The sequence below is a fragment of the Nakamurella endophytica genome, assembly GCF_014646215.1.
Lineage (GTDB): Bacteria > Actinomycetota > Actinomycetes > Mycobacteriales > Nakamurellaceae > Nakamurella > Nakamurella endophytica.
Map to the genome: position 1 here is coordinate 18,654 of NZ_BMNA01000006.1, position 15,052 is coordinate 33,705.

12 protein-coding genes are annotated in these 15,052 nt (G+C 78.0%); 7 read left to right on the forward strand and 5 right to left on the reverse strand.

Going from position 1 to position 15,052, the window contains the following annotated elements:
• The first annotated feature begins 30 nt into the window (after positions 1 to 30).
• Genes IEY37_RS14900 through IEY37_RS14925 form a run of 6 tightly spaced genes read left to right on the forward strand, consistent with a single transcriptional unit; the run spans position 31 to position 8,455 of the window.
• Positions 31 to 1,698 (forward strand): HAD-IIIA family hydrolase, encoded by a 1,668-nt coding sequence (locus IEY37_RS14900; RefSeq protein WP_188943136.1) that lies wholly within the window; start codon positions 31 to 33, stop codon positions 1,696 to 1,698.
• Positions 1,695 to 2,810: a glycosyltransferase family 9 protein gene (locus tag IEY37_RS14905; protein ID WP_188942927.1), complete on the forward strand. Its 1,116-nt coding sequence runs from the start codon at positions 1,695 to 1,697 to the stop codon at positions 2,808 to 2,810. Before IEY37_RS14900 ends, IEY37_RS14905 begins: the two co-directional genes overlap by 4 nt.
• Positions 2,807 to 3,763, forward strand: a complete 957-nt coding sequence (locus IEY37_RS14910) for a glycosyltransferase (protein ID WP_188942929.1) — start codon at positions 2,807 to 2,809, stop codon at positions 3,761 to 3,763. Before IEY37_RS14905 ends, IEY37_RS14910 begins: the two co-directional genes overlap by 4 nt.
• Positions 3,760 to 5,016, forward strand: a complete 1,257-nt coding sequence (locus IEY37_RS14915; RefSeq protein ID WP_188942931.1) for a glycosyltransferase — start codon at positions 3,760 to 3,762, stop codon at positions 5,014 to 5,016. The genes IEY37_RS14910 and IEY37_RS14915 overlap by 4 nt, the downstream gene beginning before the upstream one ends.
• The gene (locus IEY37_RS14920) at positions 5,013 to 7,379 is read left to right on the forward strand and encodes a PfkB family carbohydrate kinase (protein ID WP_229674468.1); all 2,367 of its coding nucleotides are present in this window, start codon (positions 5,013 to 5,015) and stop codon (positions 7,377 to 7,379) included. Before IEY37_RS14915 ends, IEY37_RS14920 begins: the two co-directional genes overlap by 4 nt.
• 26 nt (positions 7,380 to 7,405) lie before the next feature.
• Complete coding sequence (locus tag IEY37_RS14925; protein WP_188942932.1) at positions 7,406 to 8,455, forward strand: glycosyltransferase family 9 protein; 1,050 nt, start codon at positions 7,406 to 7,408, stop codon at positions 8,453 to 8,455.
• Positions 8,456 to 8,488: 33 nt separating this feature from the next.
• Here IEY37_RS14925 and IEY37_RS14930 read toward each other — a convergent pair whose 3' ends face one another.
• From IEY37_RS14930 to IEY37_RS14945, 4 genes are all read right to left on the reverse strand, one after another.
• Entirely contained in the window at positions 8,489 to 8,827 is a 339-nt protein-coding gene (locus IEY37_RS14930) for a DUF3140 domain-containing protein (RefSeq protein WP_188942934.1), read from the reverse strand.
• A 71-nt stretch (positions 8,828 to 8,898) separates the two neighbouring features.
• Complete coding sequence (locus IEY37_RS14935) at positions 8,899 to 10,728, reverse strand: putative bifunctional diguanylate cyclase/phosphodiesterase (RefSeq protein ID WP_188942936.1); 1,830 nt, start codon at positions 10,726 to 10,728, stop codon at positions 8,899 to 8,901.
• 102 nt (positions 10,729 to 10,830) lie between these two features.
• Positions 10,831 to 11,346 (reverse strand): MarR family winged helix-turn-helix transcriptional regulator, encoded by a 516-nt coding sequence (locus IEY37_RS14940; RefSeq protein WP_188942938.1) that lies wholly within the window; start codon positions 11,344 to 11,346, stop codon positions 10,831 to 10,833.
• A gap of 11 nt (positions 11,347 to 11,357) precedes the next feature.
• On the reverse strand, positions 11,358 to 12,254 hold the full coding sequence (locus tag IEY37_RS14945) for a glycosyltransferase family 2 protein (RefSeq protein WP_229674469.1): 897 nt from the start codon (positions 12,252 to 12,254) through the stop codon (positions 11,358 to 11,360).
• A 245-nt stretch (positions 12,255 to 12,499) separates the two neighbouring features.
• Here IEY37_RS14945 and IEY37_RS14950 point away from each other — a divergent pair, with 245 nt between their 5' ends.
• Positions 12,500 to 13,252 (forward strand): SDR family NAD(P)-dependent oxidoreductase, encoded by a 753-nt coding sequence (locus tag IEY37_RS14950; protein ID WP_188942940.1) that lies wholly within the window; start codon positions 12,500 to 12,502, stop codon positions 13,250 to 13,252.
• Between the two features lie 87 nt (positions 13,253 to 13,339).
• Here the strand turns inward: IEY37_RS14950 and IEY37_RS14955 are convergent, their stop codons facing one another.
• A complete protein-coding gene (locus IEY37_RS14955; protein WP_188942942.1) occupies positions 13,340 to 15,031 on the reverse strand; it encodes a CYTH and CHAD domain-containing protein in 1,692 nt (563 codons plus the stop codon).
• Positions 15,032 to 15,052: the final 21 nt, after the last annotated feature.

Consider the following 15,052-nt stretch of genomic DNA (forward strand, 5'->3'; position numbering starts at 1 on the left):
GCGGCGACCGAGCCGGTGGCCGGCACCGGTGTGCCCGAGGTCGCCGTCGTCGTGCCCACCATCGGCCGGCCGTCGCTGCGCCGCCTGCTGGACAGCCTGGGCGCGCAGGCCGCCGCCGCACCGGTGACCGCCGGGCCGGAGGGTGCTGCGGCCGCGGGACCTATCGAGGTCGTCGTGGTCGACGACCGGCCGCTGGAGCCCGCCGACCGCACCACCGGCCGCACCGCCGGCGTCCCGCCGGAGCCGCTCGACGTCCCCGCGCTGCCCTGGCCGTGCCGGGTGCTGCGGTCCGGCGGCCGCGGTCCGGCGGCCGCCCGCAACGTCGGCTGGCGGGCCACCGGCGCGCGCTGGGTGGCGTTCCTGGACGACGACGTGGTGGTGCCCGAGGACTGGTACGACCTCCTGCTCCAGGACCTGGCCGATGCCGAATCCGACCGGCCGGCCGGCGCCCGGACGTCCACCGGCGACACCGCCGCGGGCGCTTCGACGCCGGTCGGCGGGGTGCAGGGCCGGCTCGAGGTGCCGCTCCCCGTGGATCGCCGGCCCACCGACTGGGAGCGGAACACCGCGGGGCTGCGGGATGCCGCGTGGGCGACCGCCGACATGGCCTACCGGCGGGACGCGCTCGTCGGGGTCGAGGGCTTCGACGAGCGCTTCCCGCGGGCCTACCGCGAGGACGCCGACCTCGCCGCGCGGGTCCGCGCCGCCGGCTGGACGCTGCGGCGCGGGGGGCGGACGACGATCCACCCGGTGCGGCCCGCCGACGGCTGGGTCAGCGTCCGGGTGCAGGCCGGCAACCGGGACGACGCCCTGCTCCGCCGCCGGTACGGGCGGGACTGGCGCACGGTCACCGCGGCCGGTCCCGGTCGGGGGCCTGCACACCTGGGCACCGTCGCCGCCGCGGCGGTCGGGCTGGCCGGCCTCGCGGCCCGCCGCCCGCGCGTCGCGGCCGCCGGTGCACTGACCTGGACGGCGCTGACCACCGACTTCCTGCGCCGGCGGGTCGCCCCGGGACCGCGGCCCCGCGAGGCCGGCGGGACCGCCGAGCTCCGCCGGATGCTCGCCACGAGCGCGGTCATCCCGGTCGTCGCCGTCGCGCACCGGCTGGCCGGCAGCTGGCGCCACCGGACCGCCACCGCCTGGCCGCCGCCCGTCCGGGCCGTGCTGTTCGACCGGGACGGCACCCTGGTCCACGACGTCCCCTACAACGGCGACCCGGCCGCCGTCCGGCCCGTCGCCGGGGCCCGCGAGGTGCTCGACGGGTTGCGGGCGGCCGGCCTGGCGATCGGCGTGGTGAGCAACCAGTCCGGTATCGCCCGCGGGCTGCTGACCGCCGGGCAGGTCGACGCGGTGAACCGGGAGATCGAGCGCCGGGTCGGTCCCGTCGGCACCTGGCAGATCTGCCCGCACGGGCCGGACGACGGCTGCCCGTGCCGCAAGCCGTCGCCGCTGCTGGTGCTGCGCGCCGCGCGGGCGCTGGGCGTCCAGCCGTACGAGTGCGCCGTCGTCGGCGACATCGGCGCGGACGTCGAGGCGGCCAGGGCCGCCGGCGCCGTCGGCGTGCTGGTGCCCACGCCCGTCACCCGGCAGGCCGAGATCGACGCCGCCCCGCTCGTCGCCGCCGACCTGGCCGCCGCCGTCGAGCTGGCGCTCGACCGGACCGGCGGGTCGCGCCCGGTGCCAGGAAGCGTCCGGTGACCCGGGTGCTGGCCGTCCGGCTGGACAGCGACGGCGACGTGCTGCTGGCCGGCCCGGCCGTCCGCGCCCTGCGGCACGGCGGTCCCGGCACCGGCCCGGTCGAGCGGGTGGACCTCCTGGGGTCCCCGGCCGGGCGGCAGGCGGCCGGGCTGCTGCCCGGGGTGGACGACGTGCTCGTCTTCGATGCGCCGTGGACCGGCTACCGGCCGTCCGCCGTGAACCCCGCGGCGGTGCAGGCCCTGGTCGCCGACCTGGCCGCCCGCCGCTACGACCGGGCCGTCGTGTTCACCTCGTTCCACCAGAGCCCGCTGCCGATGGCGCTGCTGCTGCGGCTGGCCGGCGTCCCGTTCGTCGCCGCCGACAGCGCGGACTACCCCGGCGCGCTGCTGGACGTCCGGCACCGCCGCGCCGAGGTCCACGAGGCGGTCGCCGCGCTCCAGCTGGCCGAGGCGGCCGGGGGAGCCTTGCCGCCGGGCGATGCGGGGCTGCTCGCCGTCCGGCGGCCGCTCCCGCCGGTGGCGGCGCTCGTCCCCGCGGGGCCGTACGTGGTGCTGCACCCCGGCGCGTCCGTCCCGGCCCGGGCGCCGCTGCCCGGCCACGCCGCCGCCCTCGCCGCCGCGCTGCGGGACGCCGGCTGGCCCGTCGTGGTCACCGGCGGTCCGGCCGAGCGGGACCTGGGCGCGCGGGTGGCCCGGCAGGCGCGGGCCACCCGGGACGGCGTCACCGACCTGTCCGGCCGCACCGACCTGGCGCAGCTGGCGGCGGTGCTGGCCGGCGCGGCGGCGGTCGTCGTGGGCAACACCGGACCGGCGCACCTGGCCGCCGCGGTCGGGACACCGGTGGTGTCGCTGTTCAGCCCGGTGGTGCCGGCCGCGCGGTGGGCACCGTACGGCGTGCCCTCGGTGCTGCTCGGCGACCAGCAGGCGCCGTGCCGGGGCAGCCGGGCCCGCGACTGCCCGGTGGCCGGTCACCCGTGCCTGACGTCCATCGCCCCGGAGCGGGTGGTCGCCGCGGTGGCCGGGCTCGCCGGACCGCCGCGGCGCGTCGGGCGGGCACCGTCCGCGGGTACCTCCCACCGACCCGCGGCGACGACACGAGAGGTGGCGGTGTGAAGATCCTGGCCTGGCACGTGCACGGATCCTGGATGACCTCGTTCGTCCAGGGCCCGGACAGCTACCTCCTGCCGGTGCTGCCCGACCGCGGACCGGACGGCGTCGGGCGGGCCCGCACCTGGGACTGGCCGGCCAGCGTCACGGAACTCCCGCCCGAGCAGCTGCGGGACGCCGACGTCGACGTCGTCCTGCTGCAGCGCCAGCACGAGATCGAGCTGGTCGAGCGGTGGACCGGGCGGCGTCCCGGCCGGGACGTGCCCGCGGTCTACGTCGAGCACGACGCGCCGCGCGGCGGCCCGGTCGACAGCCGGCACCCGCTCGCCGACCGCACCGACATCCCGGTCGTCCACGTGACCCACTGGAACCGCGAGATGTGGGACAACGGCGTCGCCCCGACGTCGGTGGTCGACCACGGCATCGTCGACCCCGGCCCGCTGTACTCGGGTGAGCGCGACGGGCTGGCCGTCGCGGTCAACGAGCCGGTCCGGCGCACCCGGGTCGCCGGCACCGACCTGGTGGTCTGGATGGCCGACCGGGTGCCGGTCGACGTCTACGGCATGGGCACCGACCTGCTCGCCGCGCAGGCCCCGGCGCTCGCCGGCCGGGTGCACAACCTGTCCCAGGACGAGCTGCACCACGAGATGGCCCGGCACCGGGCCTATTTGCACCCGTACCGGTGGACCAGCCTGGGGCTGTCCCTGCTGGAGGCGATGACGATCGGCATGCCGGTCGCGGTCTTCGCCGGCACGGCCGCCCCCGAGGCGGTGCCCCGGGACGCCGGCGTGGTCAGCGCCGACCGCGAGGTCCTGCTCGCGGCCGCCCGGCGCTGGCTGGCCGACCCCGACGAGGCCCGGGAGGTCGGCGCGGCCGCCCGCCGCCACGCGCTGGCGCACTTCGGTCTCCAGCGGTTCCTGTCCGATTGGCAGCACGTCCTGACGGAGGTGGTCCGGTGAGGGTCGACCTGGTGTCCGAACACGCGAGTCCGCTGGCGACCCTTGGCGGGGTCGACGCCGGCGGGCAGAACGTGCACGTCGCGGCGCTGGCGGCGGAGCTGGTCCGGCAGGGCCACGACGTCACCGTGCACACCCGGCGGGACGCGCCGGACCTGCCCGGGACCGTCCGCACCGCGGCCGGGTACCGGGTGGTGCACGTGGACGCCGGCCCCGCCGAGCCGCTCGGCAAGGACGACCTCGCGGTGTTCATGCCGCAGTTCGGCCGGGAGCTGCGCCGGTCCTGGCTGCGCACCGGCCTGCCCGACGTGGTGCACGCGCACTTCTGGATGTCCGGCGTCGCGGCGCTGGACGCCGTCCGCGGCACCGCCGTCCCCGTCGTGCAGACCTTCCATGCGCTGGGCACGGTCAAGCGCCGCCACCAGGGCGACGCCGACACCAGCCCCGCCGACCGGGTCACCACCGAGACCCGGGTCGGCCGCCGGGTGCAGCGGGTGGTCGCCACCTGCTCGGACGAGGTGGCCGAGCTCGACCGGATGGGCGTCCCGGCCGACCGGGTCCGGGTCGTGCCGTGCGGGGTCGACGTCGAGCACTTCACGCCGCGACCGGCCGCCGACGGAACCGGTCCCGCGGCCACCGACCGGATCGACCCGGTCGGCAGCCGCGGCCGCCCGCGGTACCGGCTGCTGTCGGTGGGCCGGCTCGTCGGGCGCAAGGGCGTCGACACCGTGATCGAGGCCCTGCCCGCCCTGCCCGACGTCGAGCTGGTGGTGGCCGGCGGCCCGCCCGCCGCGGATCTGCACCGCGACCCCGAAGCCGTGCGGCTGACCCGGCTCGCGGTCCGGCTGGGGGTGGCCGACCGGCTGCGGCTGCTCGGCAGCGTCGGCCGCGCCGAGCTGCCCGACCTGTACCGGTCGGCGGACGTCGTGCTGGCCTGCCCCTGGTACGAGCCGTTCGGCATCGTGCCGCTGGAGGCGGCCGCGTCCGGCCGTCCGGTCGTCGGCTCCGCGGTCGGCGGCCTGCTCGACACCGTGCTGCCCGGCGTCACCGGGCTGCTGGTGCCGCCGCGCGACCCCGCCGCGCTGGCCGGCGCGGTGTCCGGGTTGCTCGCGGACCCGGCCCGCCGGGAGGCCCTCGGTCGGGCGGCCCGCCGGCGCGCCGTCGACCGCTACGCCTGGCCGGCCGTGGCCGCGGCCACCGTGGACGTCTACCTCGAGGTCGCCGAGCCAGCCACGGTCGCGGCGGTGGCCCGATGACCGGGTGGGCGTGGTTCGAGACGCACGGCGGCGAGTTGGAGCAGGCCCTGGCGTCGTTGCGGACGCACGAGCAGCGGCTGCTGGACTGGGGCCGTGAGCTGGCTGGGGTGCTCGACCGCGGCGGCCGGTTGCTGGCCGCCGGCAACGGCGGCAGTGCGGCCGAGGCGCAGCACCTGACGGCCGAGCTGGTCGGGCGGTTCGTCGACGAGCGGCGGCCGCTGTCGGCGATCGCGCTGGCGGCCGAGACGTCGAGCCTGACGGCGATCGTCAACGACTACGGGATCGACGCCATGTTCGCCCGCCAGGTGCAGGCGCACGGCCGGGCCGGCGACGTGCTGGTCCTGCTGTCGACCTCGGGCCGCAGCCCCAACGTGCTGCAGGCCGCGGAACGGGCCCGCGAGCTGGGCATCCGCACCTGGGCGCTGACCGGGCCCGGCCCGAACCCGCTGACCGAGCGGTGCGACGACGCCGTGGCGATCGACGCGCCGTCCACCTCCGCGGTGCAGACGGCGCACCTGGTCGCGGTGCACGCCCTGTGCGCCGCGGTCGACGAGGTGCTGGTGCCGGCGGCGGAGCGCCGGACGGCGATTGCGGCCGGTGCGCGTGCGGTGGCCTCGCCGCCGAGGACCGCGACCCCGGCAGCCGCGGCGCCGGTCCCCGGAGCGGGTGCAGGCAGCGGTACGGCCGCGCCGGTCGTCCGGTCGGGCGTCACCGACCCGTTCGCGGTGCCGGGACCCGTCCCGGAGCCCCGGGCGGCCGAGCAGGCCCGCCCGTCCGGCCCGTCCGCGGCATCGCCGTCCGCGGCGTCAGACGCGGCGCCGGACGCGCCGCTGCCGGACGCGGCGCCGCACGTGGTGGTCGTCGGCGACGTCGTCCTGGACCGTGACGTCGACGGCCGGACCGAGCGGATCAGCCCGGACGCGCCGGTGCCCGTCGTCGACGTGACCGCCGTCCGGGAGAGCCCGGGCGGTGCCGGACTGACCGCGCTGCTGTGCGCCGCGTCGGGCGCTCGGGTGACCCTGGTGGCGCCGCTCGCCGAGGACACCGGCGGCCGGCGGCTCCGTGACGAGCTGGCGGCCGGCGGCGTCGCGGTGGTCGGGCTCGGCCACGAGGGTGGCACTCGGACCAAGACCCGGGTGCGCAGCGCCGGGCAGTCGGTCGTCCGGGTCGACGACGGCGGCCCCGGCGCGCCGGCCCCGGTCGACGGCGAGCTGGCCGCGGTCGAGGCGGCGCTGGCGGCGGCGGACGTGGTGCTGGTCTCGGACTACGGCGCCGGCGTCACCCGGCACCCGGAGGTGCGCCGCCTGCTCGGTGCCGCGGCGGCCCGCACTCACGTGGTCTGGGACCCGCACCCGCGCGGCGGCGACCCGGTGCCGCGGTGCGTGCTGGTGACGCCGAACCTCGCGGAGGCGGCCGCGGCGGTGGCCCGCGCGGGCGGTGCCGCGACGGGCGGCCGGCATCCCGACGAGCTGGCCGTCCGGCTGCGCACCGAGCTGTCGGCGACCGGCGTGTGCGTCACGGCGGGCGAGGCCGGCGCCTACCTGGCGCTGGCCGGCAGCGACCCGTTGTTCGTGCCGGCGGCGGCCGTCACCGGCGGGGACCCGTGCGGGGCGGGGGACCGGTTCGCCGCGACCGCCGCCGTGGCCCTGGCCCGCGGTGCGGTGCTGTCCGAGGCCGTGCAGCGGGCGGTCGGTGAGGCGTCGGCCTGGGTGGCGACGGGCGGCGCCGACGGTTTCCGGCGACGCCGGGACGAGGCACCGGTCCGCGTCGGGTCCGGGCCGGACGGCGGCGGACCGGACGGCGGATCCGCCGGGCTGCCCGTCGGGGTGGCGTCGGTCGCCGGGCTGCCCGGCATCGACGCCCCGGCCGACGGGCCCGACGAGGTCCGCCGGCTGGGGGACCGGCTGCGCTTGCGCGGCACCGTCGTCGCGACGGGTGGGTGCTTCGACATCGTCCATCCCGGTCACGTGGCGACCCTGCAGGCGGCCCGACGGCTCGGCGACGCCCTGGTCGTGGTGATCAACTCCGACGAGTCGGTGCGCCGGCTCAAAGGTCCGGACCGGCCGGTGGTGGGCGTCGAGGACCGGGCCAGGGTGCTGCGGGCCTTCGACTGCGTCGACGCCGTCGTGGTGTTCGACGAGGACGACCCGCGGCAGGTGCTGGACCTGTTGCGGCCGGACGTCTGGGCCAAGGGCGGCGACTACGGCGCCACCCCGCTCGTCGAGTCCGGGACGGTGCGCCGGCACGGCGGCCGGGTCGTCCTGCTGCCGTACCTGGACGGCCGGTCGACCACCGGCATCCTGCAGCGGTCCCGGGCAGCCGGAGACGCCCGGCCGGCCGTGCCGGCCGCGCCGCCGGAGTGAGCGGCGGGATCGGCGGCCTCACGGACATGCCGGGACCCGGTGCCGGCGGCATCGGGTCCAGGGGCGACGACGGCCCCACCGGCGGCCGGGCGCTGGGGCCCGGAGACGTGCTGGTACTCCGGGCGCTCGGGCTGGGCGACGCGCTGGCCGGGGTCGCGGCGCTGCGCGGCGTGCGCCGGGCCTGGCCGGACCGGCGCATCGTGCTCGCCGGCCCGGCACACCTCGGCCGCTGGCTGCAGGGGTACGGGCTGGTGGACGCGGTGCTGCCGGCCCACGACCTGGAGCCGCTGGCGCTGCCGCCCGGCGGCGGGCACGTCGGGGTGGACCTGCACGGGCGCGGGCCGGCCAGCCACGCCGTCGTCGCGGCGACCCGACCGGAGCGCCTGGTCAGCTGGGCGTCACCGGAGGCCGGCTACCCCGACGGCCCGGTCTGGCGGCGCGACGAGCACGAGGTGGACCGGTGGTGCCGGCTCGTCACCTGGGCCGGCGGCCCGTGCGGGCGCGACGACCTGCGCCTGCCCAACCCCGCCGCGCCCGGCGACGCCGTCGTCGTGCACCCCGGCGCCGCCTTCGGGTCCCGCCGGTGGCCGCCGGACCGGTGGCGCGCCGTCGTGACGGCGCTGGCCGGCGCCGGGCATCCGGTGCTGGTGACCGGTAGTGCCGCCGAGCGGGACCTGTGCGCGGCGGTGGCCGGCACGGCACCTGCGGGCGGCCCCGTCGGCGGATCCGCGGCGGTGGACCGCGGCGAGGTCCGCGACCTGTCCGGCCGGCTGTCCGTGCCCGAGCTCGCCGAGGTGGTCGGCGCGGCCCGGCTGGTGGCGTGCGGCGACACAGGCGTCGCGCACATCGCCACCGCGCTCGGAGTGCCCTCGGTGCTGTTGTTCGGACCGATCCCGCCGGCCTGGTGGGGACCAGCGGTCGACCCCGAGCTGCACACCGTCCTCTACCGCGGCGACCCGGCCGCGCCCGGCGACCCGCACGGCAGCGCGGTCGATCCCGCGCTCGCGCGGATCACCGTCGACGAGGTGCTCGACGCGGTGGACGCGCAGCTCGGCGCACCCGTGGCGGGCCGCTGACCCGGTTCCGCCGGAACCGAGCCCGCACGGTGCCTAGCGGGCCGGCTTGAGCGGGTCGTGCCCGACGGTCATCAGCCGGTACCGCCAGTGGGCCTCGCCGGCCACCGGCTCCAGGTCCTCGCGCCGCTCGCTGCGGACCAGATCGACCACCCTGCGCATGACGCGGGCGTCGTCCTCGGTGAGGTCCGTGCGCCGCTTGCGCAGTACGCCCAGCACCGCCTGGCCGGTGGGTGTGCCGGCCTCGTCCGGCACCGGCTCGGCGTCCGGACCGGAGTCGCGCACCTCGAGCCACTCCTGCAGTTCCCGGGACGTCATGTTCACCACGGTGTGGAACTCGTCCCACAGTTCGTCGTCGACGTGTGACTGCGCCATCCCGCCATGCTGCCGCATGCCGTCGCGGGCCGCTGGATCGCGTCCGGGTGCCGGCCGCCCGGCGCAGCGGCTCAGTGCGCCGGCACACCGCTCGCGGTCAGCAGTGCCGTGACCTCGGTCGCCGCCATCGGCGCGCCGCACCGGAACCCCTGGAGCAGGTCGGCGCCGGCCTCGACCAGGCAGCGCGCCTGCTCGGGGGTCTCGACGCCCTCGCCCACCAGCTGCAGCCCGAGCCCGGTGGCGATGGCCGCCACCGCGTCCACCACCGTGCGGGCGCGCCGGTCCGCCGGCAACCGCGCGGTGAACGACCGGTCCAGCTTCAGGTGGCTGACCGGTAGCTCGACCAGCCGGTGCAGCGACGAGTAGCCGACGCCGAAGTCGTCGATCGCGACGGGGTGACCGGCGCTGCGCAGGCGGTCGAGCACGGGGACCAGCCGGTCGTCGCCGAGGTGGCTCTCCAGGACCTCGACGCCCAGGTCGGCAGCGGTCAGCCCGTCCGTCGCCAGCACCGTCGCGATGTGGTCGATCAGGTCGTCATCGACGATCTCGCGCGGGCACAGGTTGCAGAACACCGTCCCGGGTGCCGTGTCCGGGAGATCGGCGCGCCACCGGCGCAGCTGGCCGGCCACCTCCGTGAGCAGCCAGCGGCCGATGGGCACGATCGCCCCGGTGGCCTGCGCGGCCTCGATGAACCGGACGGCCGGGAGCAGCCCCTCGTCGGGGTGCTGCCAGCGCAGCAGCGCTTCGACGGCCACCACGCCGCCGTCGGTCGTGACGATCGGTTGGTAGTGCACGCGGAACTCGCCCCGATCGAGCGCCTCGTACAGCCGGCGGCGCTGCACGGCGCCGCCGGGCGTCGGCGGCACGAACCGGCGGACCACCGTCCGGCTCCGGCCGGCGGCCTTCGCCGCGTACATCGCCGCGTCGGCGTGGTCCAGCAGGTCCGTGGCCGCCGGCCGGTCGGTGGTGACGGTGATGCCGATGCTGGCGGACACCGTGACGTCCGTGGACCCGGCCGGGACGGGCGTCGCCACGGCGGCGGACACCCGGTCGGCCAGTGCCACCAGGTGCCGGTGCTGCTGGTCGGCCTCGGCGGGCAGGTCCTCGACCAGGACGGCGAACTCGTCCCCGGACAGCCGGCCCACGGTGTCGGCCGACCGGACCGCGGCGCGCATCCGGCTCGCGACGGCCTGCAGCACCCGGTCGCCGACGGCGTGCCCGTGGGTGTCGTTGACCTCCTTGAACCGGTCCAGGTCGACGAAGAGCACCGCCACCGGGCGGCGGTGCCGCTCCGCGGCGGCCAGGGCGTGGTCGATCAGCTCGTGGATCAACCCGCGGTTGGGCAGGCCGGTCAGCTCGTCGTGCAGCACGCGGGCGGCCAGGTGCTCCTTGTCGGCCAGGACGTCGGCCCGGTCGGCGGCCATGACCAGGTAGGAGGTGGCGACGTCGGCGAGCAGCTGCGCCCCGACCCGGTCCGCCGCGGTCCACCCGCCCGGGGCGGCCCGGTAGAGGTCCAGCGTCCCCCAGCAGCGGTCGCGGGCGGTGAGCGGCAGCACGGCCAGCGACCCGACGCCGGTGTCCGCGGCACCGGCACCGACGCCCGACCAGCGCCGGGCGATCTCCTCGGCGCCGTCGGCCGACACGGCGACCCGGCCGTCGACCGCTTCGCGCCACGGTCCGCCGTCCGGCGGCTGCAGCAGCCGGGTCAGGGGATTCCCGGGCGGGCAGGCGTGGGCCAGGGTCGGGGACCCGGTGTCGACGACCCGCACGGCGACCCCGTCGGCGTCCAGCGAGGTCACGGCGACCTCGCAGAGGCGGCGCAGCACCTGGTCCGCGGCCGGCGCCCCGACGGCCGTCCGGGCCAGGGCGCCCACGGCCAGGCTCAGTCCGGTTCCGTCCACTCGACCGTCCCTCCGGCAGGATCGCCGCTGTCGGACGACGCGCGAGCGGTACCCAGGGCGACGGGCCCTACACGTCCGTTTCGCGACACCGGACCGGCTCGCTCAGTCGGCCGACAGCGAGCCGGACAGCCTCCGCAGCACCGCGTCCATCCGGGCGGTCTCCACCGGCGACAGCGCGGCCAGGATGCGCTGCTCGGCGGCGAGCCGGTCCGCCACGGCCGTCTCGACCACCGTCCGGCCGCGCTCGGTGAGCAGCAGCGACAGGTTGCGCCGGTCGGGGTGCACCCGCTGCCGCAGCACCAGGCCGGCGGCCTCCAGCCGGTCCACCCGGTGCGTCATGGCCGCGGCGGACAGCAGCAGCTGCGCGCCCAGCTCGCTGATCGACATCGGCCGGCCGGCCGCACCGGCCCGCAGCAGCGACAGCAGGTCGAACTCCCCGGCCGTCAGCCCGTGCGCGGCCACCGCCGCCTCGACCTGGCGGTTGACCAGGGCGGCCACCCGCACCAGCCGCGCCAGCGCCGCCGAGCCGGACCAGTCCAGGTCGGGACGGACGGTGCGCCACCGCTCCACCGCCTCGTCCAGCGAGTCGGCGGGCTGGGATCGACGTTGCGTCACCATGGCGGGCCGGATCACTCCAGCATCCGGCGCAGCGCCCGGACGTGCGGCGGGACCACCCGGCGGGCGCGCAGCGCGGCCGCCAGGTCCGGCAGCGCGGCCCGCACGCCGGCCCGCGTCGCGGGCCCCCCGCGCACCGCCCGGAGCAGGGCGCGGCCGACCCAGGTCCACGGCAGCCGCTGCACCGCGGTGAGCAGGGCGGACCGGGTGACGGCGGCGACCCGTGCGGCCCGGTCGTGCCGGCGCGGCGACGGGTGGTGGTGCACCACCACGTCGTCCCGGTAGACGATCAGCGACCCGGCCGTCGCCAGGTCCAGCGCCAGCCGTTCCTCCTCGCCGGGGAACCGCACGACGTCGTCGAACCCGCCGGCCGCCAGGAACGCCGAGCGGCGCACCATCGCGCCGCAGGCGATGAACCCGAGCAGCACCGGCCCGGGGGCGCCGGCGGGACGCGGCAGCGGCGAGTCCGGCAGCTGCGCGCAGAGGCCGTCCAGCCGCTCCTCGGGTCCGACGAGCACCCGCGCCTGCACGACGGCGACGTCCGGATGGGCGGCCAGCACGTCGGCCGCCGCGGCCAGCGACCCGGGTGCCCACCACGAGTCGTCGTCGGCGAACGCGACGAACTCGGTGGCGGCCCGGCGCACGCCGATGGTGCGGGCGTGGGCGCCGACGTTGTCGGGCAGCGGCACCAGCTGGACGCGCGGGTGCGCCCGGTGCACCGCGTCAGCGGTGCCGTCGTCGGAGCCGTTGTCCACCAGCACCACCGGCGCGCGGTGCCGGCCGAGCGAGCCGAGCAGCTCGTCCCGCCGATTGCGGCTCATCACCACGACGGTCACCCGCGGGTCCTCGTCCGGTGGCACCGCTCCGGCCGGGGGTGCGGCGGCCTCCGGCGCGGGGACGGTGGTGGACACGGTCGGACCTCGCGGCGGGTCGGGCCGGCTGCCGGCGCGGACGGGGGAGGGGACGGACCCGTGCTGCGGGTGCTGCCCGGCCTGCGACCCGGCACCGGGCCACCTGCCCGTCCTGCAGGTGACGCTACCGTCACGGCACGGCCGGTCGTCGCACGGGTGACCCGTGCGGCGCACCGGTCGCGGGCCGCGCCGGGACGGTGTCCCGGATGCGCTCGGACCAGCCACGACCATCACAGAGGAGCACGATGCGCCCGCTCGCCGACCGAGTAGTCCTGATCACCGGAGGAGGCAGCGGTCTCGGCCGGGCCACCGCCCTCCGGCTGGCCCGCGGCGGCGCCGTCCCGGTCGTCGCGGACGTCGACACCGACGGGGCGCAGGAGACCGTCGCGCAGGTCGAGCGCGCCGGCGGCCGCGCCGAGTGGACCCGGCTGGACGTCACCGACTCCGCGGACGCCGACCGGGTCGTGGCGCAGGTGCACTCGCGGCACGGCGACCGCTTCGACGGTCTGGTCAACAACGCCGGCACCGACCGCGGCGCCGGCGTCGTCGACGTCACCGACGAGCAGTGGAACCAGGTCGTCGCGGTCAACCAGAGCGGGCCGCTGTTCGTCACCCGGGCGTTCCTGCGGGCGGTCGGCGCGGGGTCGAGAACGGCCGAGCGCGAGTTCCCGGCGGACGTCGTCAACGTCATCTCGATCTCGGCGATCTCGGTCGGCGCCGACGCCGCGGCCTACAACTCGTCCAAGGCCGCGCTGGCCATGCTGACCCAGGTCATGCAGCGCGAGGCGCACGAGTACCGGTGGCCGGCGCGCATCCACGGGCTGATGCCGAGCGCGATGAACACGCCGATGATGGAGCAGTGGCACCTGTCCGACGAGGTGATGATGGCGCCGGACACGGTCGCCAGTGCCGTCGAGTTCGTGCTGACCCTGCCGCCGGACACCTTCGTGCAGAACCTGGTGATCAACTCGCGGCGGGAGCCCGGCTGGCCCCGGTGAGCCGGCGCGGCCGGTACGCCGGTGGGTGCGTGACGACAGGCGAGTGAGCCGGTCCGGCCGTCGTGGGGCATCCGCGGCCGGGCCGGCTCAGCGCCGCAGCGCGGCCAGGAGCTCGCCGTCCTCGATGCGTGCCCAGGCGTCGCCGAAGTCGTCGACGGCGCCGTGCGCCACCGCCTGCTCGAACGCGTGCAGCCGGCCGAACGTGAAGCCCGCGGTGCCGTCCGTGTCCGGCCGGCGGGCCAGCTCCACCAGCAGCGCCGCCGAGGTCAGGGCGTCCTGGTGCTCGCCCAGCACCTCCTGCAGCTGCTCGACCGCCGCCGCGAACACCACGGCGGGGCTGCCGAGCGCCGGCACCGCCGCCTCCACGGCGTACCGCAGGGCCTTGGCGCGCTTGCGGGTCTCGTGGACGGCGTCGCCACCCTCCTCGGCCTGCGTCTGGGCCAGGGCGCGCACGGCCGAGGACCGCAGCGACCGCCACCGGGCCGCGACCAGCTCCGGCAGCTCCGCCGTCGCCGGCCGGCCGGACCGCCGGGCGAGGGCCGGTTCGGCGAGCAGCTGGTCGATCCCGCGCAGCAGCTCGAAGTAGCGCTCCGACCGGATGTACTCGCCGACCGCCGCCAGCAGGGCCGGCTCCGTGCGCCGGTAGTGCGCCGCCAGGCGGTCCTGCGCCGCGGCCGCGAACTCGGCGGGCTCGTCCACCAGCTGGGCGGTCAGCCGGTCCCGCAGCACCTCCAGGTCCCGGGCGCCGGACAGCACCCGCCCCAGGTCGCGGAGCTCCGCGCGGAGCAGCGGCACCGCCGGGGTGTCGAACAGTGGCGCGTAGGCGCCGAGCACCGACCGCAGCCGCCGGGCCCCGGCCCGCGCGTCGTGCAGTGCCTCGCCGGCGCCCTCGCGCAGCGCCCGGTCGGCGACGATCTGCGCGTCCCGCAGCCGGGCGAGCGCGGCCAGCACGGCGGCGCCGGCGGTGCGGTCGGCCTTTCCGGTCCCGGATCCGGTCCCTGACGCGGATCCGGTCGCGGTCCGGTCGCCGTCCGGTGCGGCCGGCTCGCGCCCCAGCGCCCTGGCCAGCTTCGACGCGGACGAGGCCGGGCGGGCGCCGGCAGCGCGCAGGGCCGCGACGGTGGCGGCCAGCTGCTCGGCGGTGCCGGCCAGCAGCTCGACCTCCAGCTCGCGCCAACGCAGCGGCTCCGTCCCGGTGTCCGCGGTGCCGGTCGCGGTCAGCCGGGACGCCGCGACGTGGTCGTCGGCCAGCTCGACCAGGTCGGTGCCGGCCGCGTCGGCCAGCCGGCGCACCACCCGACGGTTGCGGATCCGGCACACCGGCACCAGCGGCCGGCCACGCGCCGCCCCGGCCACCAGCTCGGCCAGCGCCGCGGGTACCCGCTGCGGGACGCCGCCGTCACCGTCCGGACGGTCGACAGCCGGTCCACCGGCCGGGTCGGCAGCCGCCGCGCCGTCCTCCAGCGGCAGGGTGACCTCGGTGCGGGCACCACCGCCGGCCGGGAGCTTGAGGTGCCAGCCGGCGTCGTGGCCGCCGGTCCGCCGCCGCAACGTCAGCCGCGACGACAGCAGGTCCAGCCGCGCGGTGTCGTAGTAGACGGCGTCGAGCTCGTACACCTCGGGAGCGGACACCGTGCGGATCCCGGACCCGCGGAGCCGGCGGTGACCGGACAGGTCCGGCAGGTCCTCGTCGCCGGCGATCTCCAGCTTGGTCTCCACCTCCAGCTGCCGGTTCGGCACGGGGCGCCGGGTCTCGTCCCGCAGGCGGCCGGATGTCATGCCCCGTTGGTACCGCACCGC